Origin of the sequence: Aureibaculum marinum, from assembly GCF_003813905.1 — a bacterium.
Classification (GTDB): domain Bacteria; phylum Bacteroidota; class Bacteroidia; order Flavobacteriales; family Flavobacteriaceae; genus Aureibaculum; species Aureibaculum marinum.
Map to the genome: position 1 here is coordinate 28,633 of NZ_RPFJ01000012.1, position 16,300 is coordinate 44,932.

Below are 16,300 nucleotides of genomic sequence, written 5' to 3' on the forward strand. Positions count from 1 at the left end.
TATATATAAGAATTTTTTAAAACTCACTAGTAAAATGTAACTTCACACTAGGATATTTACTTTGCGTCATTTGAATGGTAAAAGCAGAATCTGCCAAAAAAACCAATTGACCTTGTTTATCTTTTGCTAAATAACGTTGTTTAACACGTTTAAAATCTGCAAATTCCTCATTTTTAGGATCCGATGGTTCTACCCAACAAGCTTTGTGCACGTTAAGATTTTCATACGTACATTTGGCCCCATACTCATGTTCTAAACGGTATTGAATTACTTCGTATTGTAAGGCTCCAACAGTTCCTATAACTTTTCTACCATTAATTTCTAAGGTAAATAATTGAGCAACACCTTCATCCATTAATTGATCTAAACCTTTGTGTAATTGTTTAGATTTCATTGGATCAGCATTATTTACATAACGGAAATGTTCAGGTGAAAAACTTGGTATACCTTTAAAATTTAACAATTCACCTTCGGTTAGCGTATCTCCAATTTTAAAATTTCCAGTATCGTGTAATCCTACAATATCACCAGGAAAAGATTCTTCTACAATTTCCTTTTTTTCTGCAAAAAAAGCATTAGGACTAGAAAATTTTAGTTTTTTATTATGTCTTACATGTAAATATGGCTGGTTCCGTTTAAATACTCCAGAAACAATTTTTACAAAGGCCAACCGATCTCTGTGTTTAGGATCCATATTTGCATGAATTTTAAAAACAAAACCTGTCAATTGCTTCTCATCAGCATTTACAAGACGTTCTTCAGCTTTTTTAGGTTGTGGTGAAGGAGCAATTTCAATAAAACAGTCTAATAGTTCTTTTACTCCAAAATTATTTAATGCCGAACCAAAAAATACAGGTTGTTGCTTTCCATTTTTATAGGCTTGTAAATCAAATTCTGGATAAACTTCTAAAGCTAACTCTAACTCTTCACGCAATTGATTGGCTGAGTTCTCGCCAATCATTTTATCCAAATCAGGATTATTAACATCAGTAAACTCAACACCTTCAGAAATTACTTGTTTTTTATCTCCAGAAAAAAGATTTATTTTTTTCTCCCATATATTATAAATGCCTTTAAAATCATATCCCATTCCTATAGGAAAACTCATTGGAGTTACAGTTAATCCTAATTTTTGTTCAACTTCATCTAATAAATCAAATGCATCTTTCCCTTCACGGTCTAATTTATTAATAAATACAATCATTGGAATGTTACGCATTCTACAAACTTCTACTAACTTTTCCGTTTGCTCCTCTACACCTTTTGCAACATCAATAACTACAATTACACTATCAACTGCAGTTAATGTTCTAAATGTATCCTCTGCAAAATCTTTATGGCCAGGTGTATCTAAAATATTGATTTTCTTATCTTTATAAATAAAAGCCAGCACAGAAGTTGCTACAGAAATACCACGTTGACGTTCAATTTCCATAAAGTCAGACGTAGCTCCTTTTTTAATTTTGTTATTTTTTACAGCTCCTGCCTCTTGTATAGCTCCACCAAAGAGTAATAATTTTTCTGTTAATGTTGTTTTACCAGCATCGGGATGCGATATAATTCCGAAAGTTCTTCTACGTTGTATTTCTTTTAAAAAGGACATTAATTAATTTTTATGGGTGGCAAAGATAAAACAATTCGAAGATTAAACGATTTAGTAATAAAAAGATTCAAAAATTATAACTTAAATTGTAGTGAGGCACTATTTTACAATGGTCTAATTTAAGATATTTGTCATATAGATTGGAAGAATTAATATATAAAAACCCCAAAAAACATTTTAATGCATTTGTAAAATAGGACATATTACAGTTAATGCCTTTACGTTTTTTGGGGCGGAAGCTAGATAAAATGAATAAATGTCAATTCTTAATATCTGATTAGTTATAGTTTATTTTATACTGTTTAGTTATTAAAATTATATTATAAATTCTTTTGAATGTCTTCTGGCAATTCGCCAGTTAAAGAGTTTAAAAAAGCAACCATTGCATCTAGTTCTTCTGATGTAAATTTTTTATTCAATTGAACTTTACCCATAATAGAAACTGCTTCGTCTAATTTATGAACACTACCATCATGAAAATAAGGATAGGTTTTTGCTATATTTCTTAAGGATGGTGATTTAAACATATATTTATCACTTTCTTTATGAGTTATTTCAAATTTACCTTTATCAATATTTTTACTTTTTGTGTGTTTCCAATATTCATCAAACAAACCAAATTTTTGATGAACATTTCCGCCTAAAGCGTTTCCTGAATGACAAGCAGTACAGCCATTGTCTATAAAAAGTTGCAAGCCTTTTAATTCTTTTTCATTTAAACTTTCTAAATCTCCAGCAATAAAATCATCAAATCTTGATGGCGTTATTAGTTTACGTTCAAAAGCACCAATTGCTTTTTGAATATTTTTATAAGTAATAGGCTTTTCGTCATTAGGGAAAGCAGCTTCAAACATTTCTAAATAATTATCATCTTCTAAAAGTCGTTTTACAACAACTTCTTCACTTGGCATAGCCATTTCAACAGGATTTAGAATAGGACCACCCGCTTGTGCTTCCACATCAGGTTCTCTACCATCCCAAAATTGATCTTTATGCAATGCAGCATTTAAAACAGTAGGGGAGTTTCTAGTTCCTAACGTTCCATCATTACCAGGAGAAGTACTTAAATTATCTACACCGTAGTTATTTAAATCATGGCAGGTATTACAGCTTTGTGTATTATCTTTAGACAACCTTTTATCAAAATACAATTTTTGTCCAAGGATGACCTTTTCTTCAGTGATTACATTTTTAGGATTTTCTACTTGTGTTGGAAGTGTACCAAAAATTGTTGATGCTTTTTTTTGTAATTCTACGTATTCAGAATTTTTTGTTGATTTGTTACAACTCAACATAAAAATAAACAAGGCTACAACGTATATATATTTGTTCATAATTAATAAGTTTAGTTGAACCAAACTTAATAATTGAACACTTTAAAAAAAATGACTTTTATCATCTTTTCTTGTATTTATATAGGTTTTTGAAGGATTTTATATAAAAAAGTAAACTATTTATTTAGTTTTATGGGTTGCGTGTTAAAGTATTGTCTTTTAGTTTTAAAATTGTTTTATCTAAATTGTCTTTTAAAACTTTTTCAGTCATTAATACATCATTGGTTAGAAGTTCTAAAATACCTACAATATCTAAAATTTTAGTATCAGAGTTTATTCCAATAAACTTAGTTGTTAGGCTTCTTCCTAATTCAGTATTTGTGTGTAATTTTTTATAAGCATTCGATATCAACTTTATTTCTTCAATATCTAATTCTTGAAAAATGCCACCAATTTTAGCACTTTCAAAGGCAATATCTTCAACAACAGGAATCCCTAGTCCGTTCCAATTAGGAATAGAATTATGTTTAAATACCTTATTTGAAAAATAGGGTAAATAGGCATTATCTATTGATATAGTATTTATAATACTATCAAATCCTTTTTTAATAGTTTCGTGATAACGAATAGATTTTTCTAATGTTAATAAATTAGATTCTAATTCTTTTGTTATTAACTCTAAAGATTCACTAACGTTCTCTCTCATGTTTTTATCAGCTCTGTATTCACTGACTTCAATTCCTAAAAAAACGCCAAAAGCTATCATTAACAACTCTAAAATATATTTTAGGATAGACTTTTTTGTTACTTTCATTTTACTTTTTTTAATACCGCAATACAATTTTGATGTACAAGATATTAATTTTTACCCATATTGCTAAAAAGTATCTGTATAACTATTGCTAATTTATTGTTACCAATACACTTAACCTATTCTATAAGTGAAAATTATTATATTAAAGTAAGACAAAATATTCTAGAGATAGAGCTAATGAATTAAATTATTACTTAAAAGACGATTTTTAGTCAATTAATCAATTGTTCTAACAGCTCTAACATAATTATAAACATAACGAATATCTCCTTGAGGACCAAAATATTGAGGATAATCACTACTATTACCACTCTTAGGATCACTTCTCTGACAACCAGCTCCATGTACATCTAATAGAACACCATTCATTTCTCCCAATCCTTCACCAAATGCTATATAAACAGCTCCACTGTAGGGATTTACACCATCTAAATGCGTAGTGCTGGTCCAAAAGAAAGGGTAATGTCCAGAACTACCATCTGGATAATTTATTTCAGTAATTTCAAAAATAGGATCTATAGCAGCTGAATTTGTAGTCTGTGGCGATCTAGTATAATCTACAATACTTTGCAATTCTTTAGCATTGGGTAATCTCCAATCAGAATAGGAAGCTAACGTTAGATTTTCTGCATAACTTAAAGCTTCCTCCCAATCTTTACCAATACCATCATCAGCTTTTTGCCACATTAATCCTGTAGCTAAGTCACTAATTGTACCATCTCCATTATCAATAAAATTATTTTTGCCATAATCAGTATTGCCTCGTACCATTCTAAAATACATTTTATTTTCTATTTGAGTTCCAGGATTGTATTTTGGATATCCTTTTATTCTACCATCTACAAAGTTTACTCCAAAAACAGTTTGATCTCCTCCCATTGTTAGTCCAACATATTCTGTACTAGACCATGTTTGGGCATCAATTTCTCTTTCACCAATGCTTGTGTCTCCTAAGGGTTGATTAAAATACTCGGTATCTATAAACATATCTATTGAAGTTTCTCCCATGACTCTACCTGTAAAATTTATCAGTGAATAAAGCTCTTTTAATGTAGGCACTCTCCAATCTGTATATCCACCAAGAGTTGAATTTTCTGCTTTACTAAAAGCTTCTTCAAAAGTTATTTTTGTTCCCATATCTTGTTCCCACATTAACCCCGTTATATTATCTGTAATAGTACCATCTCCATTATCTGTGTAAGATGGTGCATTACCTTTATAGGTAGCATCTTGACCATAAAAAGCTTCGCCTTCAGTTGGTGAAGACATAATTGTTGAATTATTGTAAAAATTTTCTACACCAGTATCAACTATATTAAACGTAGTAGTGGGAGTAGGAAGGTTTTCAATAAGTTGTGAATCACTATTACTACATCCATAAACTATAATGATTAATAACAATAGATTTAAGAAGGTCATTTTCATATTTTATAAGAATTTTAATACTTTGACATTACTGGATAATAAAGGTTTAATTTATATCCCTATTCTTTTTAGAATAAAACACAAGTCTAGTAAAATTACTACAGTAATAAGCAAGCCAAATGTTTTAGTACTTGTATCGTAAGAACTTTTATTTGCCAAATGGTATTAGTATTTAAAAAACATAATATGGTTTGGATTTGAATGCGTTTCAGATATTTTAAAATTATAGTTACCTACAATCTTAAATCCTATTTTAGTATAAAAATTTAGAGCTCTTTTATTTTCTACCCAAACGGCTAACCAAATACCTTTTTGATTTTGTTTTTTTGATAATTTAATATTAAAATCGAATAGTTGAGAACCTAAACCTTGTCCATAAAATTCTTTTAGAAGATAGAGCCTGTCAAGTTTTGTTATATTTAATGCATTTATGTATTTATTAGAAGTATTTAATTCAATTTTTGAAAATCCAGCGGCTTTATCATTAAAATAGATAATATGATATTGAATTTTTGTATTTTCAAACTCTTTAGAGATACTCTTTTGGTTGTAAGTTTTCGAAATAAAACTATTAATATCCTCGACAGACGCACTGTTTCCGTGAGATTCTAAAAAAGATTTTTTTCCTATTTCAGCTATTACATCAGAATGTTCAATGCTTGCTTTTATTATTTTAATCATTCATTTACTCTTTCAGTAGTTTTAACGGTAAAATTAATATTTTTACTCGGCTTATATAATATTAAGTAGTAGTAATAAGAAATTATAGTGGTGATATATCAAGTTCTTTTCGGTTAGCCAATAGTCAGTATTAGAATTTGAGTTTGTCGTATTTTATGGTGTGTATATCAGCAACAGGTGCAATACTCACTTTTTTTATCTATGCAAAACAATAAAAACAATCAACAAAAAATTATTCGCTAAATTTCTAATAAGTGTTCATTCACTAGAATCATTTAGATAAATTAAGTAGTAAAGATTAGGTGGACTAGGATATTTCAACTACATTTGCAACGTTCTTTAAATAGAGAACAATCAAAATAGTAATAATTCTACTGCTTGTTAGCAGTTCTTCGTTAAGCAATTCAATAAGATTTCACTTCACGTTTTTTTTACCCATTTTGAAGTAAATATTGTTTAACTAAATTCTTTTCTCATTAAAAAATTATCTTTTTCAAAATCAGTAGGCTCTGATTTTTCTGCTACACTTAAGTTTCGTGTTTCAGAATATTTCAAAAGCAATCAATTAAGTAGATATGGCAATGGAAGAATGGTTTTTAAAACCATTTTTATGCTTCTATTATTTTTCACGCCTTTAGGCATAATTATTTTCTCTCCCATTACTAGTATTCCATTATTTTTTGCACTCTATATTCTTAGTGGATTAGGTATGGCAGGAATAGGTATGGGCATTATGCATGATGCTATTCACGGTTCATATTCAAAGAATAAGACCATTAACAAGTTAATGGGTTATACTATTAATTTAATTGGTGCAAATGATAAAGTTTGGAGGTTACAACATAATGTACTTCATCATAGTTTTACCAATATAGACGAGCATGATGATGATATTAATGCTCCTTTTTTCCTGAGATTTTCACCTCATGCTAAAAAGAATAAACTCCATAAGTATCAACATTATTATGCTTGGTTCTTTTATGGACTGTCTACAATTTCTTGGGTAACTTCTAAAGACTTTGTGAGATATACCAGATACTATAAAATGGGACTTGTTAAAAATAGAAAGACATATAGAAAAGGAATATTGAAAATAATTGGATGGAAAGCACTTTATTATTCTTTCGCCTTAGTATTACCCATTCTTTTAACACCTTTTTCACCATGGTTAGTGGTAGTAGCCTTTTTAGCTATGCATTTTGTAACAGGATTAAGTATCTCTTTGGTTTTTCAAACAGCACATGTAACACCAGATGCGTCTTTTCCATTGCCTGATAAAGATGGAAATTTAGATTCTGCACGATTGGTACATCAGTTACAAACCACAAGTAATTTTGCCTCTAAAAGTCCTGTATTATCATGGATGGTAGGAGGGTTAACAAATCAAATAGAACATCATCTGTTTCCTAATATTTCACATGTGCATTATCGAAAAATTGCACCAATTGTAAAGCAAACAGCAGAAGAGTTTGGTTTGCCTTACTACACAAATGGTTCATTTATAACAGCCATTTTTAAACACTTTAAAATGCTCCGCGATTTGGGGCGAATGGAATTGGAACCAATTCCTATAAATCAATAATAAAACAACATGAATAAACATAAAAATAACAGGGCGAAACCGTCCAAAAGAAGACCTGTGTCTCAGCTAAACCCTGAGTTGCTTGTCAAAAAATCAAAATCTATTACCACAGCACCTTATGTATCAACAAGAACATTCGAACAATTAAATTTACATAAAGATTTACTGAGCAATATCGCGAATAAAGGTTATTTATCGCCTTCAGAAATTCAGGATAAATGTATCGATAAACTTATAGCAAGAGAAAACCTAGTAGGTATTGCAGCAACAGGAACTGGTAAAACAGGAGCATTTTTAATACCCATCATTCAGCAAATGCTTACAGCAGCTAATGTTATTAGCTTAGTGGTAGTTCCAACACGTGAATTAGCACAACAAGTACAAGCCGAGTTTAAATCCTTAACCCAAAATACCAAGCTTAACTCCGCTTGTTTTATTGGCGGAACAAGTGTGGGCAAAGACCTGTCTTTAGCAAAAAGAAAAACAAATTTAATTGTGGGTACGCCAGGAAGATTAAATGACCTTATAGACCGAAAAGCTTTAAGAATAGAAAACATATCGGTTTTGGTTTTAGATGAATTTGACAGGATGCTTGATATGGGATTTGTAAAACCTATCCAAAAGATTGTTTCTGGAATGCATAACCGACAACAAACCTTGTTGTTTTCTGCAACCCTAGATTCGTCTCAGGAAAAGCTAATTACACAAATAGCAGGTAATGCCACTAGGGTAAATGTAACCAATGGATTAAAATCGAGTGATAATGTAGATCAAAACATTATTAGGGTGAAAAACCGCGAAAATAAGTTTGATGTCTTGGTCAATTTGGTAAAAGAATCCTCATTTGAAAAAGTGTTACTATTTTCAGAAACCAAAAGAGGCGTTGACAAGCTAAGTAAACAGTTAAAAAATTCTGGAATGAAATCTGACGTAATACACGGAAATAAATCTCAAAATTACCGAACAAAAGCCATTGCCTTATTTAAAGCTGGAAAAATAAAAATATTGGTAGCTACAGATGTTGCTGCCAGAGGAATTGATATAAAAGGGGTTACCCATGTAATTAACTACCAATTACCTCAAACCATGGATAGTTATATCCACCGAATAGGTAGAACCGGAAGGGCAGAAGCCACCGGTGTAGCTTACACATTCGTTAATTAATAAATAAAACAAATAATTTAAAACAAAACAATTATGCAACAAGGAACAGTAAAGTTTTTTAACACACAAAAAGGATTCGGATTTATTAAACCTAGTAACTCCAACGAAGATATATTCGTTCACGTTAATGGATTAATTGACGAAATCAGAGAAAACGATGAAGTACAATTTGAAACCGAGCAAGGACGTAAAGGTCTTAATGCTATTAATGTAAAGGTTTTTAGCTAAACATAAAACTTCTATATTATTAAAAAAAGACCGTTATAATAACGGTCTTTTTTTTACATTTTTAGAAGTGACCAGCTTAAGTCTTTTTATGGTCTAGTTCATTTTTTAACAATAAAAAACAATGTATTTTTTTATCACTTCGGAAAGAGTATTAAAAAGCATGTCAAAATCTATAATTTCAAATTCTTGAGGAAATCTTCTTTAAAATAATTTTTTCGAATTTTACCTGTAATTATTTAATAGTTTTATATTACAATAACTTAGGTTAGTTTTATTTTACTTCATTATTACGTCCTTTTGTTACTCTTTTCAAAGTTTAAAAATATGTTTGTCAATGGTACAAATTCATTTTTTTATTATCCTTTAAATTTTCTAGATATTGAACATTTTGTTTTCTAAGTGTTTTGTCCTGAAATATGGCCACAAGTTAAAATTAGGTTACTAATTTTTATAGGAACTATTGTTGGTACAATTTTTTATTCAGTCAAAGTCCAGATCAGAGCATTTTCTTTAGTTGCTCTGAAAATTGTATTGTGTTTTTCATTTGGTTTATCAGAATATTTCCAAGTCAATTTTGGTGGAGCACTGGTTTTTAAAGTTTTTTCAACGCTTTTGGTAAATTTTGAAATATCTTCTGCACTTGAACCTGTAAACCATAGCTTTAAATTTTTGTCAGGAAATTTAGACAATAACGAATCTGCATTTTTAGCCAAATAGTGATTATTCCACCAGAGCGAAGGATCCATTGCAATATAGAAATCAAATGTATTAGGCTTTGTAAAAAATGTTTCCATAACAAAAAGCCCTGCTAGTGATTCTCCAATAATTCCTTTTCTACTATTTGTTCGGTATTTTCTATTAATTTCAGGAATTAATTCTTCCGAAATAAATGCTCTAAAGTTTTTAGCACCATCTGTTACTGGACAAAATTGCTTATCATATTCAGCTTCTGAAAATCCTGTTAAATCACGTCCTCTTTCGGTATTTTCAATTCCAACTAATACCATTGGAGGAATTTTACTTTCAGATAATAATTTATTCAATGTATTGGCGATGTGAGGAAAATCTTCCTTTATTCCACCGTCTGGCATGTAAAGTACAGGGAAACTGTCAGTCGAATTATTATAGTTTGGTGGTGTCCAAATGTTAATTACTCGTTCTTCGTTTACAAATTTTGATAAAATTGTTAAACTATCGTGCTGTGGAATAGGGTCATTATATACCACTCCTTTGACTTTACAACTAATTATCAAAATTACAATTAGTAGAAAAAATAATATTTTTTTCATATTTGATTGTTTTTAAATGAATGCCAACGGCATTACAAATAACCATCAATTACAAGTACTATCCCTTAGTTTTTAGTGTAACACAAACGCTAACAATTACAAGTAGATTCTGATGTAACCGAATCCACTGCCCCAAACGAAGCTACTTACGGTTATAAACTTAAGTTAGTAAGATAATAAAAAAATTAGATTTAATAAAAATAAACAAAATAGAGGTGTTACTTGATTTTTTACTCAATTTCTATTTTTTTAGTAGTATTTGTTTTACTAAATGTAAAGTTTATTTGTCTATTAGTTATATTTATTTTACATTTGCTTAAAATTAAATCAGAATACTATGAAAATAAACTATTTATTTCCGTATAAGTTCAAGAAAATCGGTTGGTTTATACTTATTCCCTCGGCAATTTTGGGTTTTGTTACTCTTATTTTTGATTATGAACCAAGTTTTTTAGATTTTAATCTTCCAGCAATTTTTATTAATGACCTTAATCTTTTTAGTGATAAACGATTATTTGGAATGGTCAACAATAACATTTTTAATGAAATTCTTGGAATTTTTATTATTATCAGTTCATTATTTGTTGCCTTTTCTAAAGAAAAATCAGAGGACGAATATATTTCTAAAATCAGATTAGAATCTTTGGTTTGGGCAGTTTATATTAATTATGCAATTCTGTTATTTTCCTTTATGTTCATTTTTGACTTTTCCTTTTTATATGTTATGATATTCAATATGTTTACGGTCTTATTGTTTTTCATAATCAGATTTAATTGGCAAATTTCCAAACTTAAAAAAACAGCTAATTATGAAGAATAGTATAAAAGTTGAAAGAGCAAAAAAAAATATTACTCAAGCTGAATTAGCTAAATTGGCAAAAGTTAGTAGACAAACAATTAATGCAATGGAATTAGGTAAATATGTACCATCTACAGTTTTGGCTTTGAGATTAGCTCAAATTTTTGAAGTTGAAGTTAGTGAAATTTTTACGTTGGAAGATTCTGATTGGGTTTAAGCCTATAATACAGGAAACGTTTATGTGTAAGTTTTCGTTGTAAACCTTTTTTTATAAATTTTTACAAGTAAGGTATGCAATTTATGGGTTATGGAGGGGTAAAATATACCATTGTTTTTGTCTAATACACTAATGGGAGACTAGTGTTTTTGATAAAATCTATTGTTGCACAACGCTTTTATTTAATTTTTTTTTTAAGGAATCAGTTGTTTCTTCACTTTTATATTATTGATTATTGATTTTTTGAAATCTTCAAAATTTTCATAATTATTCGGTGAATCTTTAATTTGTTCGTAAAAGAAGGATTTGTCTGTTTGGGGATAAATTATGATAGTTTCTCCAAATCTCAAATCAAAAAGTTTCATATTAATAAGCAAAGTAGAAAATCCATCTGGACTTGCAGAAAATACCCAATCAAATTCATTGTTTAGTACTTTAAATATGCCTTGTGCTGTTAAATAAGGATAATTTCGAGAATCAACCAATGTTGTTTGTTTCGCATCCTTGTCATTTGATAAAATCAGTAAAGTTAGTTTATCGATTATTTTTTCGCTTTCGGGGTTTTCATATTCTCCAATTCTAACACCTTTAAAAAAAGAAGAGTCCATTTTAATTGAAAATGGAATACTGGATACAGCATAGTCATATTCCGCAACTGGAAAAGGTGATTTATTCAAAGGATAACTCTGAAAAATTTCAGAATACTTATTATATGTTTCAATATCTTGATTAAATAACTTTATGTCCCATTTAGTAGTATCAAGGTGTTGAGCAGCTCTATTGTTTAGTTTTTCAAAATCCCATTTTTGTTCATCATATGTTTTAGCAATTGTGTTCAATTTTTCTCTGTCTTGACATGAATTAAAGAGAAAACCTAAAACTATTATTATCAGTATTTTTTTTGTCATTGTATAATTTTCTAATGTTGTAAAAGGTTAGTATTATTGTCAGTTATGGCTTGTTACAGACGTTTGCAACAAGTTATTAAAACAAGCATTTTCTACAGTAAAAAATGGAATTCCTTACGATGATAATTACAAAAGTATTTTGGTAAAAAATTAATTGATTTTTATTTGTTTTTTACCACAGTACTTTGTTGGCATTAGTACTTTTATATTGTCTCTAATATTTCAAAACTATTTTCAATCAATTCCTTTTGAGAATCATCATTATCTTTTAGAAGCGCTTTTTCTTCCGTTCCATTTCCAATGCAAATTATATGAGCATTATCTTTAAATATCTCATTCTTATATTCTTCAATTTTAGAATCAACATTTTTATCATCAGCTATTGATAAAATAGTTTGAGTATCTTTTGGGAAGTTTTCATTGATAAATCTCAAAATTTTATTTTTATTCCCTTGTTCAATGTCTTCTTTAAATACACTATCCAATATAAAGGGTAATCTATGAATATCACTAGTTTTGGTTAATAAATAATTGAAAGCAAAATGATAACTTAAAACCGCAAGATGTAATTGTACACCTTGAAGTGGAAAGGATGATATTTCATATAATTGATAAAATCTTTCTTCATCTAATGATGGTAAACCTAGACTTGCATTATAAGTAAAGTACTTATCCTTAAATATTTTACTCTTTTTACCTCTTTCAATAAGTATTTCTTCGTCTGTTTTATACTCCTTTAATTTTTCTTTTTCGCTTTCTAAATCAATTGTTAATTGACCTATTTGTTTAGTTAAAATCTCAAATAGCTGAATGTTTGCTTTACTGTCGAGATACCTTTCAAGTGTTAGTCCATTTTCAGAGTATTTATTAAATGTTAGATATGAAGATTTTATGTCAAAACGATGTGATTCAATCTTTTTGTTTAAAGAATTTAACCTTGATTGTAATTTTTTGATTTTATCTTTTAAATCTCTCTGTAAATTAATTGTATCATTTTCTTCTTGAAAAAATGAATAAACATCTTCGATTTTCGAAGGTAAAATTTGAGTACAAGTAGGACAGTGATCTTTTCCTGGTTCCTGATTTTTATGGTTTCGTTTAACTTTAGAAACTACTGATAAACGTTGATTTAGGAAAGTCAATTTATTTGAGTCTGAAACATACGTATTTTCTAAATCAAGTAGTTTGTTTTTTTTCTCCGAGATGTTAGATATTAGTTCATTAGCTTTACCTTCAAGCGTTTGGTCGATTACATTAGCAAGTTTTAAGTCTTGGTTTTCTTTTTTGACATCAGTGTAGAACCTAATCTGTTGCTGAAGTCTATTTATTTCTTTTTCAATTTTTCGTTTTTCTTCCCTATCAATAATATTCTCTATACCTAAATAATAATCAAGAAAGTCTTCTTTGAAATTTTTGTAAAAATTGAGGTTGCTAAAGGATTTACGCAAGTAAACCCAACCAACTTCTTGAGAGACATAATAGGGTAAGAAAATGGACTCTATTGGTGCTTCTGATATTCCACTATTTGATTCTAATAATAAATTGAAATTGAATAAATTATTAAAGTATTTTTTTAGTTTGACGTGTTCAGCAGAATTATCACTACTGATCCCATTAAATCTTAAAACTTTTTCATTTTCATCTTTTATTAAAAGTGTTTCATCTTGTCTTATAAAAACGTATTTTTTTTCTTCTTGTTCTTTTTTAATTGTACAATCAAGTCTAACAAAAATCTGTTCAGCTAGAATTTCGGTAAGTTTAATTTTATTATCATTTATCCCAAATGCAAAAAGAATTAGTTGAATTAGAGTACTTTTTCCTGCTGTATTTTTACCGTAAATAACGTTTAGCTTGTCTTTAAATTCGGTTTGAAAAAATTTATTGTTCTCTTCGCTGTAAACAAGAATACTATTTATATCTAATGTTGTTTTCATAAAGTATTTTTAACTTCAATATATGCTGCCGCAATTGCAGCTTTAAGCTGTAATTCGGATAATGTTGTGGATTTTTCTTTGTTAAATTTGGAATGATAACTTGCAATACAAGCTCTATCTGTGAAGTGTGATTTAAAGATAGCTTTATTATCCACTACAAAATCAAAAATTTTATTATGCTCACTTTCATTAATGTCTTTGAACTTATCAAAGCTATTTTCATAATGAAGTTCAAATATTTTTACATCAAATAGATTGATATTAAGTTCTTCACATAATTCGTCTTTTTTTTGTCTCCAAAAATCGAATGCTTTTTTCTTATTTGTTAGTATATTGATTATTGAATCGATTTGGTTAGAGTCAATCCTTTTTTTATTATCGCTTAATTTAGCGACGTTCCCTTGATTAAACTCTCTTTCAATTTCCACCAAAGCAAAGTAAAATGTGTGCAATGCAGCTTTATGGTCAGCTATGTCATTTCCAAATACAGATACAAATTTTCCATTGAGTTGCTCTAATTGTGCTTTTGGTGTTCTACCTAAATCGATAAATCTAAAATTAAGAGTATCGAAATTGGATATGTTTTCTGATGTAAAACATACATCTTTAGAACCTTTTTCAATTTTATTTTTAATGTTTTGGTCTAAATCAGAATACTTATAATGTTCAGTAGCTTCATTTACAAGGCAAGAATATTGTTTTTTGTTAACCTTACATTTAAGTTCTATTGTATTATTTGTCGCAAAAAAGTTGTCTTGACTAAAATCTGATGTTTTTGGGTGTGGGTCGTTCAACACTGATTGACTGGTTTCCGTGATTTTTTTAATAATTTTTAATAAACCGCTATTTGTCCATTTTGAGGTTGATTTTTTAGCTTGATAAGTCTCAATTTTTGAAAGTTCAGTTTGATTATCAAGGTATCCAAAAATTATATCCTCTAAATGTTCTAATATTATAAAATACTTTTGGTTTTGTAATTGATTGTATTTTTCGAGAAACAAGTAAATAGTACAGTTCTTTTGAAAATCCATACCAATATTCGTATGGACTCCAGCATTTACTTCCGAATTGTAATTATTTGTCATTTAGTTTTTCTCGTATTAAGGCCAACGGTAAATTGTATGAGTAGTGGCAGATTGTGGGCTTCTTTCCTGTCAAACCGCTGTGCAGTTTGAGCGGGCTATAAACCTTCATATTTAGAACTTTGCCTGCCATTACTTATACAAAATGTTAGCCACCGTTATTCTATTTCGCTAACTAAAGAGTGTTTTTCTAAATTCTTTTACATACTTGCCTTTATGGAATTTCCATTTCGAATCTTCATCAAAAATTTGTTCAAATAAGTCTTTTGACATTGAGTGACCAAAACTGTGAAAAACCATAACTAAAATCATATCATACGCTCGGAACACCATTTTATTAATTTCCGTAAACATTTTAGCAGATTCAAATCCGATTGTGTTACCCCGTTTATAATCATTCATCTGTTCATCAATCTGTTTTTTTGATGGGTGAACATATGCACAAGATTTATAAAAAAAGTCTTTTATTTCGCTTCTAAATTGATTTTTCAAATCTCCTGAAAATGGTGTTGAATAATCTTCTACAACTTCAATTGATGAGTTAGGAACATTGTCTCTTAAATATTCTGTTTTGGTGCTAAAGCTTTCTCCCATTTTTTCATAATCTACTAACACGTATTTAGTTGTCATTTCGATTAAATATCTTAGTTCTCTCCTAACAGTATTGTGAATACCATTTTCTATCATTGTTTTAATTCCAATGGCGGATTGAATTAAATCGTCTATTGTTCTTATACATAAAAAATTAGTATAAATATCGCCACCTCTAGTTGAATAGATTGATATTGTTCTAATGGTATTTACAAAATCCATCGATATCGTTTCAAGGGCTTTAATTTCCTGTTGATACTGTTGAGAACTATAAACATTTTCTTTCCAATCAGAAGTTTTAGCAGTCAAAGACTCCATAACTTTCTTTCTTAATTCTTCAATTGGGTCTTCCATATTTTAGGTTCGAAGTTTATTTTTTAATGTATAAACGCAATAGTAGAATTTATACTTAATTATTTGTATGAAATTTAATTAAAAAGAATAAAATTTGCAAAAACACTAACTTGCTTGTAATTAGTATTTTAGTTTTTCAACAATCGCGTACAAACGACTGTAAGCGACTACAACCGAAAGTAATTGATTAATAACCGAATAGCATTTGATAGTGGTTCTATGTTTGCAGTGTCGAAATAAAAAATAACATATTTCACAAATAATAATAAAAGCCTTAGAACGAGTCTGAGGATATATCTTAACTGTTTAACCATTAAATTACATATTATGAACGCACTAAAAAACAAAGTACAGT

15 protein-coding genes are annotated in these 16,300 nt (G+C 29.0%); 5 read left to right on the top strand and 10 right to left on the bottom strand.

The window, feature by feature from the left end; genetic code table 11:
- Nucleotides 1–16 precede the first annotated feature (16 nt).
- The 5 genes from EGM88_RS10505 to EGM88_RS10525 all read right to left on the bottom strand — a co-directional run bounded on the left by EGM88_RS10505 (nucleotide 17) and on the right by EGM88_RS10525 (nucleotide 5,797).
- Entirely contained in the window at nucleotides 17–1,603 is a 1,587-nt protein-coding gene (locus EGM88_RS10505) for a peptide chain release factor 3 (protein ID WP_123898248.1), read from the bottom strand.
- A gap of 320 nt (nucleotides 1,604–1,923) precedes the next feature.
- Nucleotides 1,924–2,937 (bottom strand): cytochrome-c peroxidase, encoded by a 1,014-nt coding sequence (locus EGM88_RS10510; RefSeq protein WP_123898249.1) that lies wholly within the window; start codon nucleotides 2,935–2,937, stop codon nucleotides 1,924–1,926.
- Between the two features lie 130 nt (nucleotides 2,938–3,067).
- A complete protein-coding gene (locus EGM88_RS10515; protein WP_123898250.1) occupies nucleotides 3,068–3,691 on the bottom strand; it encodes a hypothetical protein in 624 nt (207 codons plus the stop codon).
- A gap of 216 nt (nucleotides 3,692–3,907) precedes the next feature.
- Entirely contained in the window at nucleotides 3,908–5,110 is a 1,203-nt protein-coding gene (locus tag EGM88_RS10520; protein WP_123898251.1) for an Lcl C-terminal domain-containing protein, read from the bottom strand.
- A gap of 171 nt (nucleotides 5,111–5,281) precedes the next feature.
- On the bottom strand, nucleotides 5,282–5,797 hold the full coding sequence (locus EGM88_RS10525; protein ID WP_238988424.1) for a GNAT family N-acetyltransferase: 516 nt from the start codon (nucleotides 5,795–5,797) through the stop codon (nucleotides 5,282–5,284).
- A 610-nt stretch (nucleotides 5,798–6,407) separates the two neighbouring features.
- Between EGM88_RS10525 and EGM88_RS10530 the strand changes: the two genes are divergently transcribed.
- From EGM88_RS10530 to EGM88_RS10540, 3 genes are read left to right on the top strand one after another with little or no spacing between them, the layout of a single operon-like run.
- The gene (locus tag EGM88_RS10530; protein WP_123898252.1) at nucleotides 6,408–7,379 is read left to right on the top strand and encodes a fatty acid desaturase family protein; all 972 of its coding nucleotides are present in this window, start codon (nucleotides 6,408–6,410) and stop codon (nucleotides 7,377–7,379) included.
- Nucleotides 7,380–7,388: 9 nt separating this feature from the next.
- The gene (locus EGM88_RS10535) at nucleotides 7,389–8,543 is read left to right on the top strand and encodes a DEAD/DEAH box helicase (protein WP_123898253.1); all 1,155 of its coding nucleotides are present in this window, start codon (nucleotides 7,389–7,391) and stop codon (nucleotides 8,541–8,543) included.
- Between the two features lie 33 nt (nucleotides 8,544–8,576).
- Nucleotides 8,577–8,771: a cold-shock protein gene (locus tag EGM88_RS10540; protein WP_123898254.1), complete on the top strand. Its 195-nt coding sequence runs from the start codon at nucleotides 8,577–8,579 to the stop codon at nucleotides 8,769–8,771.
- 476 nt (nucleotides 8,772–9,247) lie between these two features.
- On the opposite strand, the gene EGM88_RS10545 is transcribed toward EGM88_RS10540, so the two are convergent.
- A complete protein-coding gene (locus EGM88_RS10545; RefSeq protein WP_123898255.1) occupies nucleotides 9,248–10,060 on the bottom strand; it encodes an alpha/beta hydrolase in 813 nt (270 codons plus the stop codon).
- A gap of 337 nt (nucleotides 10,061–10,397) precedes the next feature.
- Here EGM88_RS10545 and EGM88_RS10550 point away from each other — a divergent pair, with 337 nt between their 5' ends.
- Nucleotides 10,398–10,880 (top strand): hypothetical protein, encoded by a 483-nt coding sequence (locus tag EGM88_RS10550; RefSeq protein ID WP_123898256.1) that lies wholly within the window; start codon nucleotides 10,398–10,400, stop codon nucleotides 10,878–10,880.
- Nucleotides 10,870–11,076 carry a helix-turn-helix transcriptional regulator gene (locus EGM88_RS10555; RefSeq protein WP_123898257.1) on the top strand — a complete coding sequence of 69 codons (207 nt, stop codon included), beginning with the start codon at nucleotides 10,870–10,872 and terminating at the stop codon, nucleotides 11,074–11,076. The genes EGM88_RS10550 and EGM88_RS10555 overlap by 11 nt, the downstream gene beginning before the upstream one ends.
- Before the next feature lie 194 nt (nucleotides 11,077–11,270).
- On the opposite strand, the gene EGM88_RS10560 is transcribed toward EGM88_RS10555, so the two are convergent.
- The 4 genes from EGM88_RS10560 to EGM88_RS10575 form a co-directional block, all read right to left on the bottom strand.
- Entirely contained in the window at nucleotides 11,271–11,984 is a 714-nt protein-coding gene (locus EGM88_RS10560; RefSeq protein ID WP_123898258.1) for a hypothetical protein, read from the bottom strand.
- 203 nt (nucleotides 11,985–12,187) lie between these two features.
- Nucleotides 12,188–13,918 carry a hypothetical protein gene (locus EGM88_RS10565; RefSeq protein WP_123898259.1) on the bottom strand — a complete coding sequence of 577 codons (1,731 nt, stop codon included), beginning with the start codon at nucleotides 13,916–13,918 and terminating at the stop codon, nucleotides 12,188–12,190.
- Nucleotides 13,915–15,003 carry a dsDNA nuclease domain-containing protein gene (locus tag EGM88_RS10570; RefSeq protein WP_123898260.1) on the bottom strand — a complete coding sequence of 363 codons (1,089 nt, stop codon included), beginning with the start codon at nucleotides 15,001–15,003 and terminating at the stop codon, nucleotides 13,915–13,917. The genes EGM88_RS10565 and EGM88_RS10570 overlap by 4 nt, the downstream gene beginning before the upstream one ends.
- Before the next feature lie 168 nt (nucleotides 15,004–15,171).
- Nucleotides 15,172–15,945: a hypothetical protein gene (locus EGM88_RS10575; RefSeq protein ID WP_123898261.1), complete on the bottom strand. Its 774-nt coding sequence runs from the start codon at nucleotides 15,943–15,945 to the stop codon at nucleotides 15,172–15,174.
- Nucleotides 15,946–16,300 lie beyond the last annotated feature (355 nt).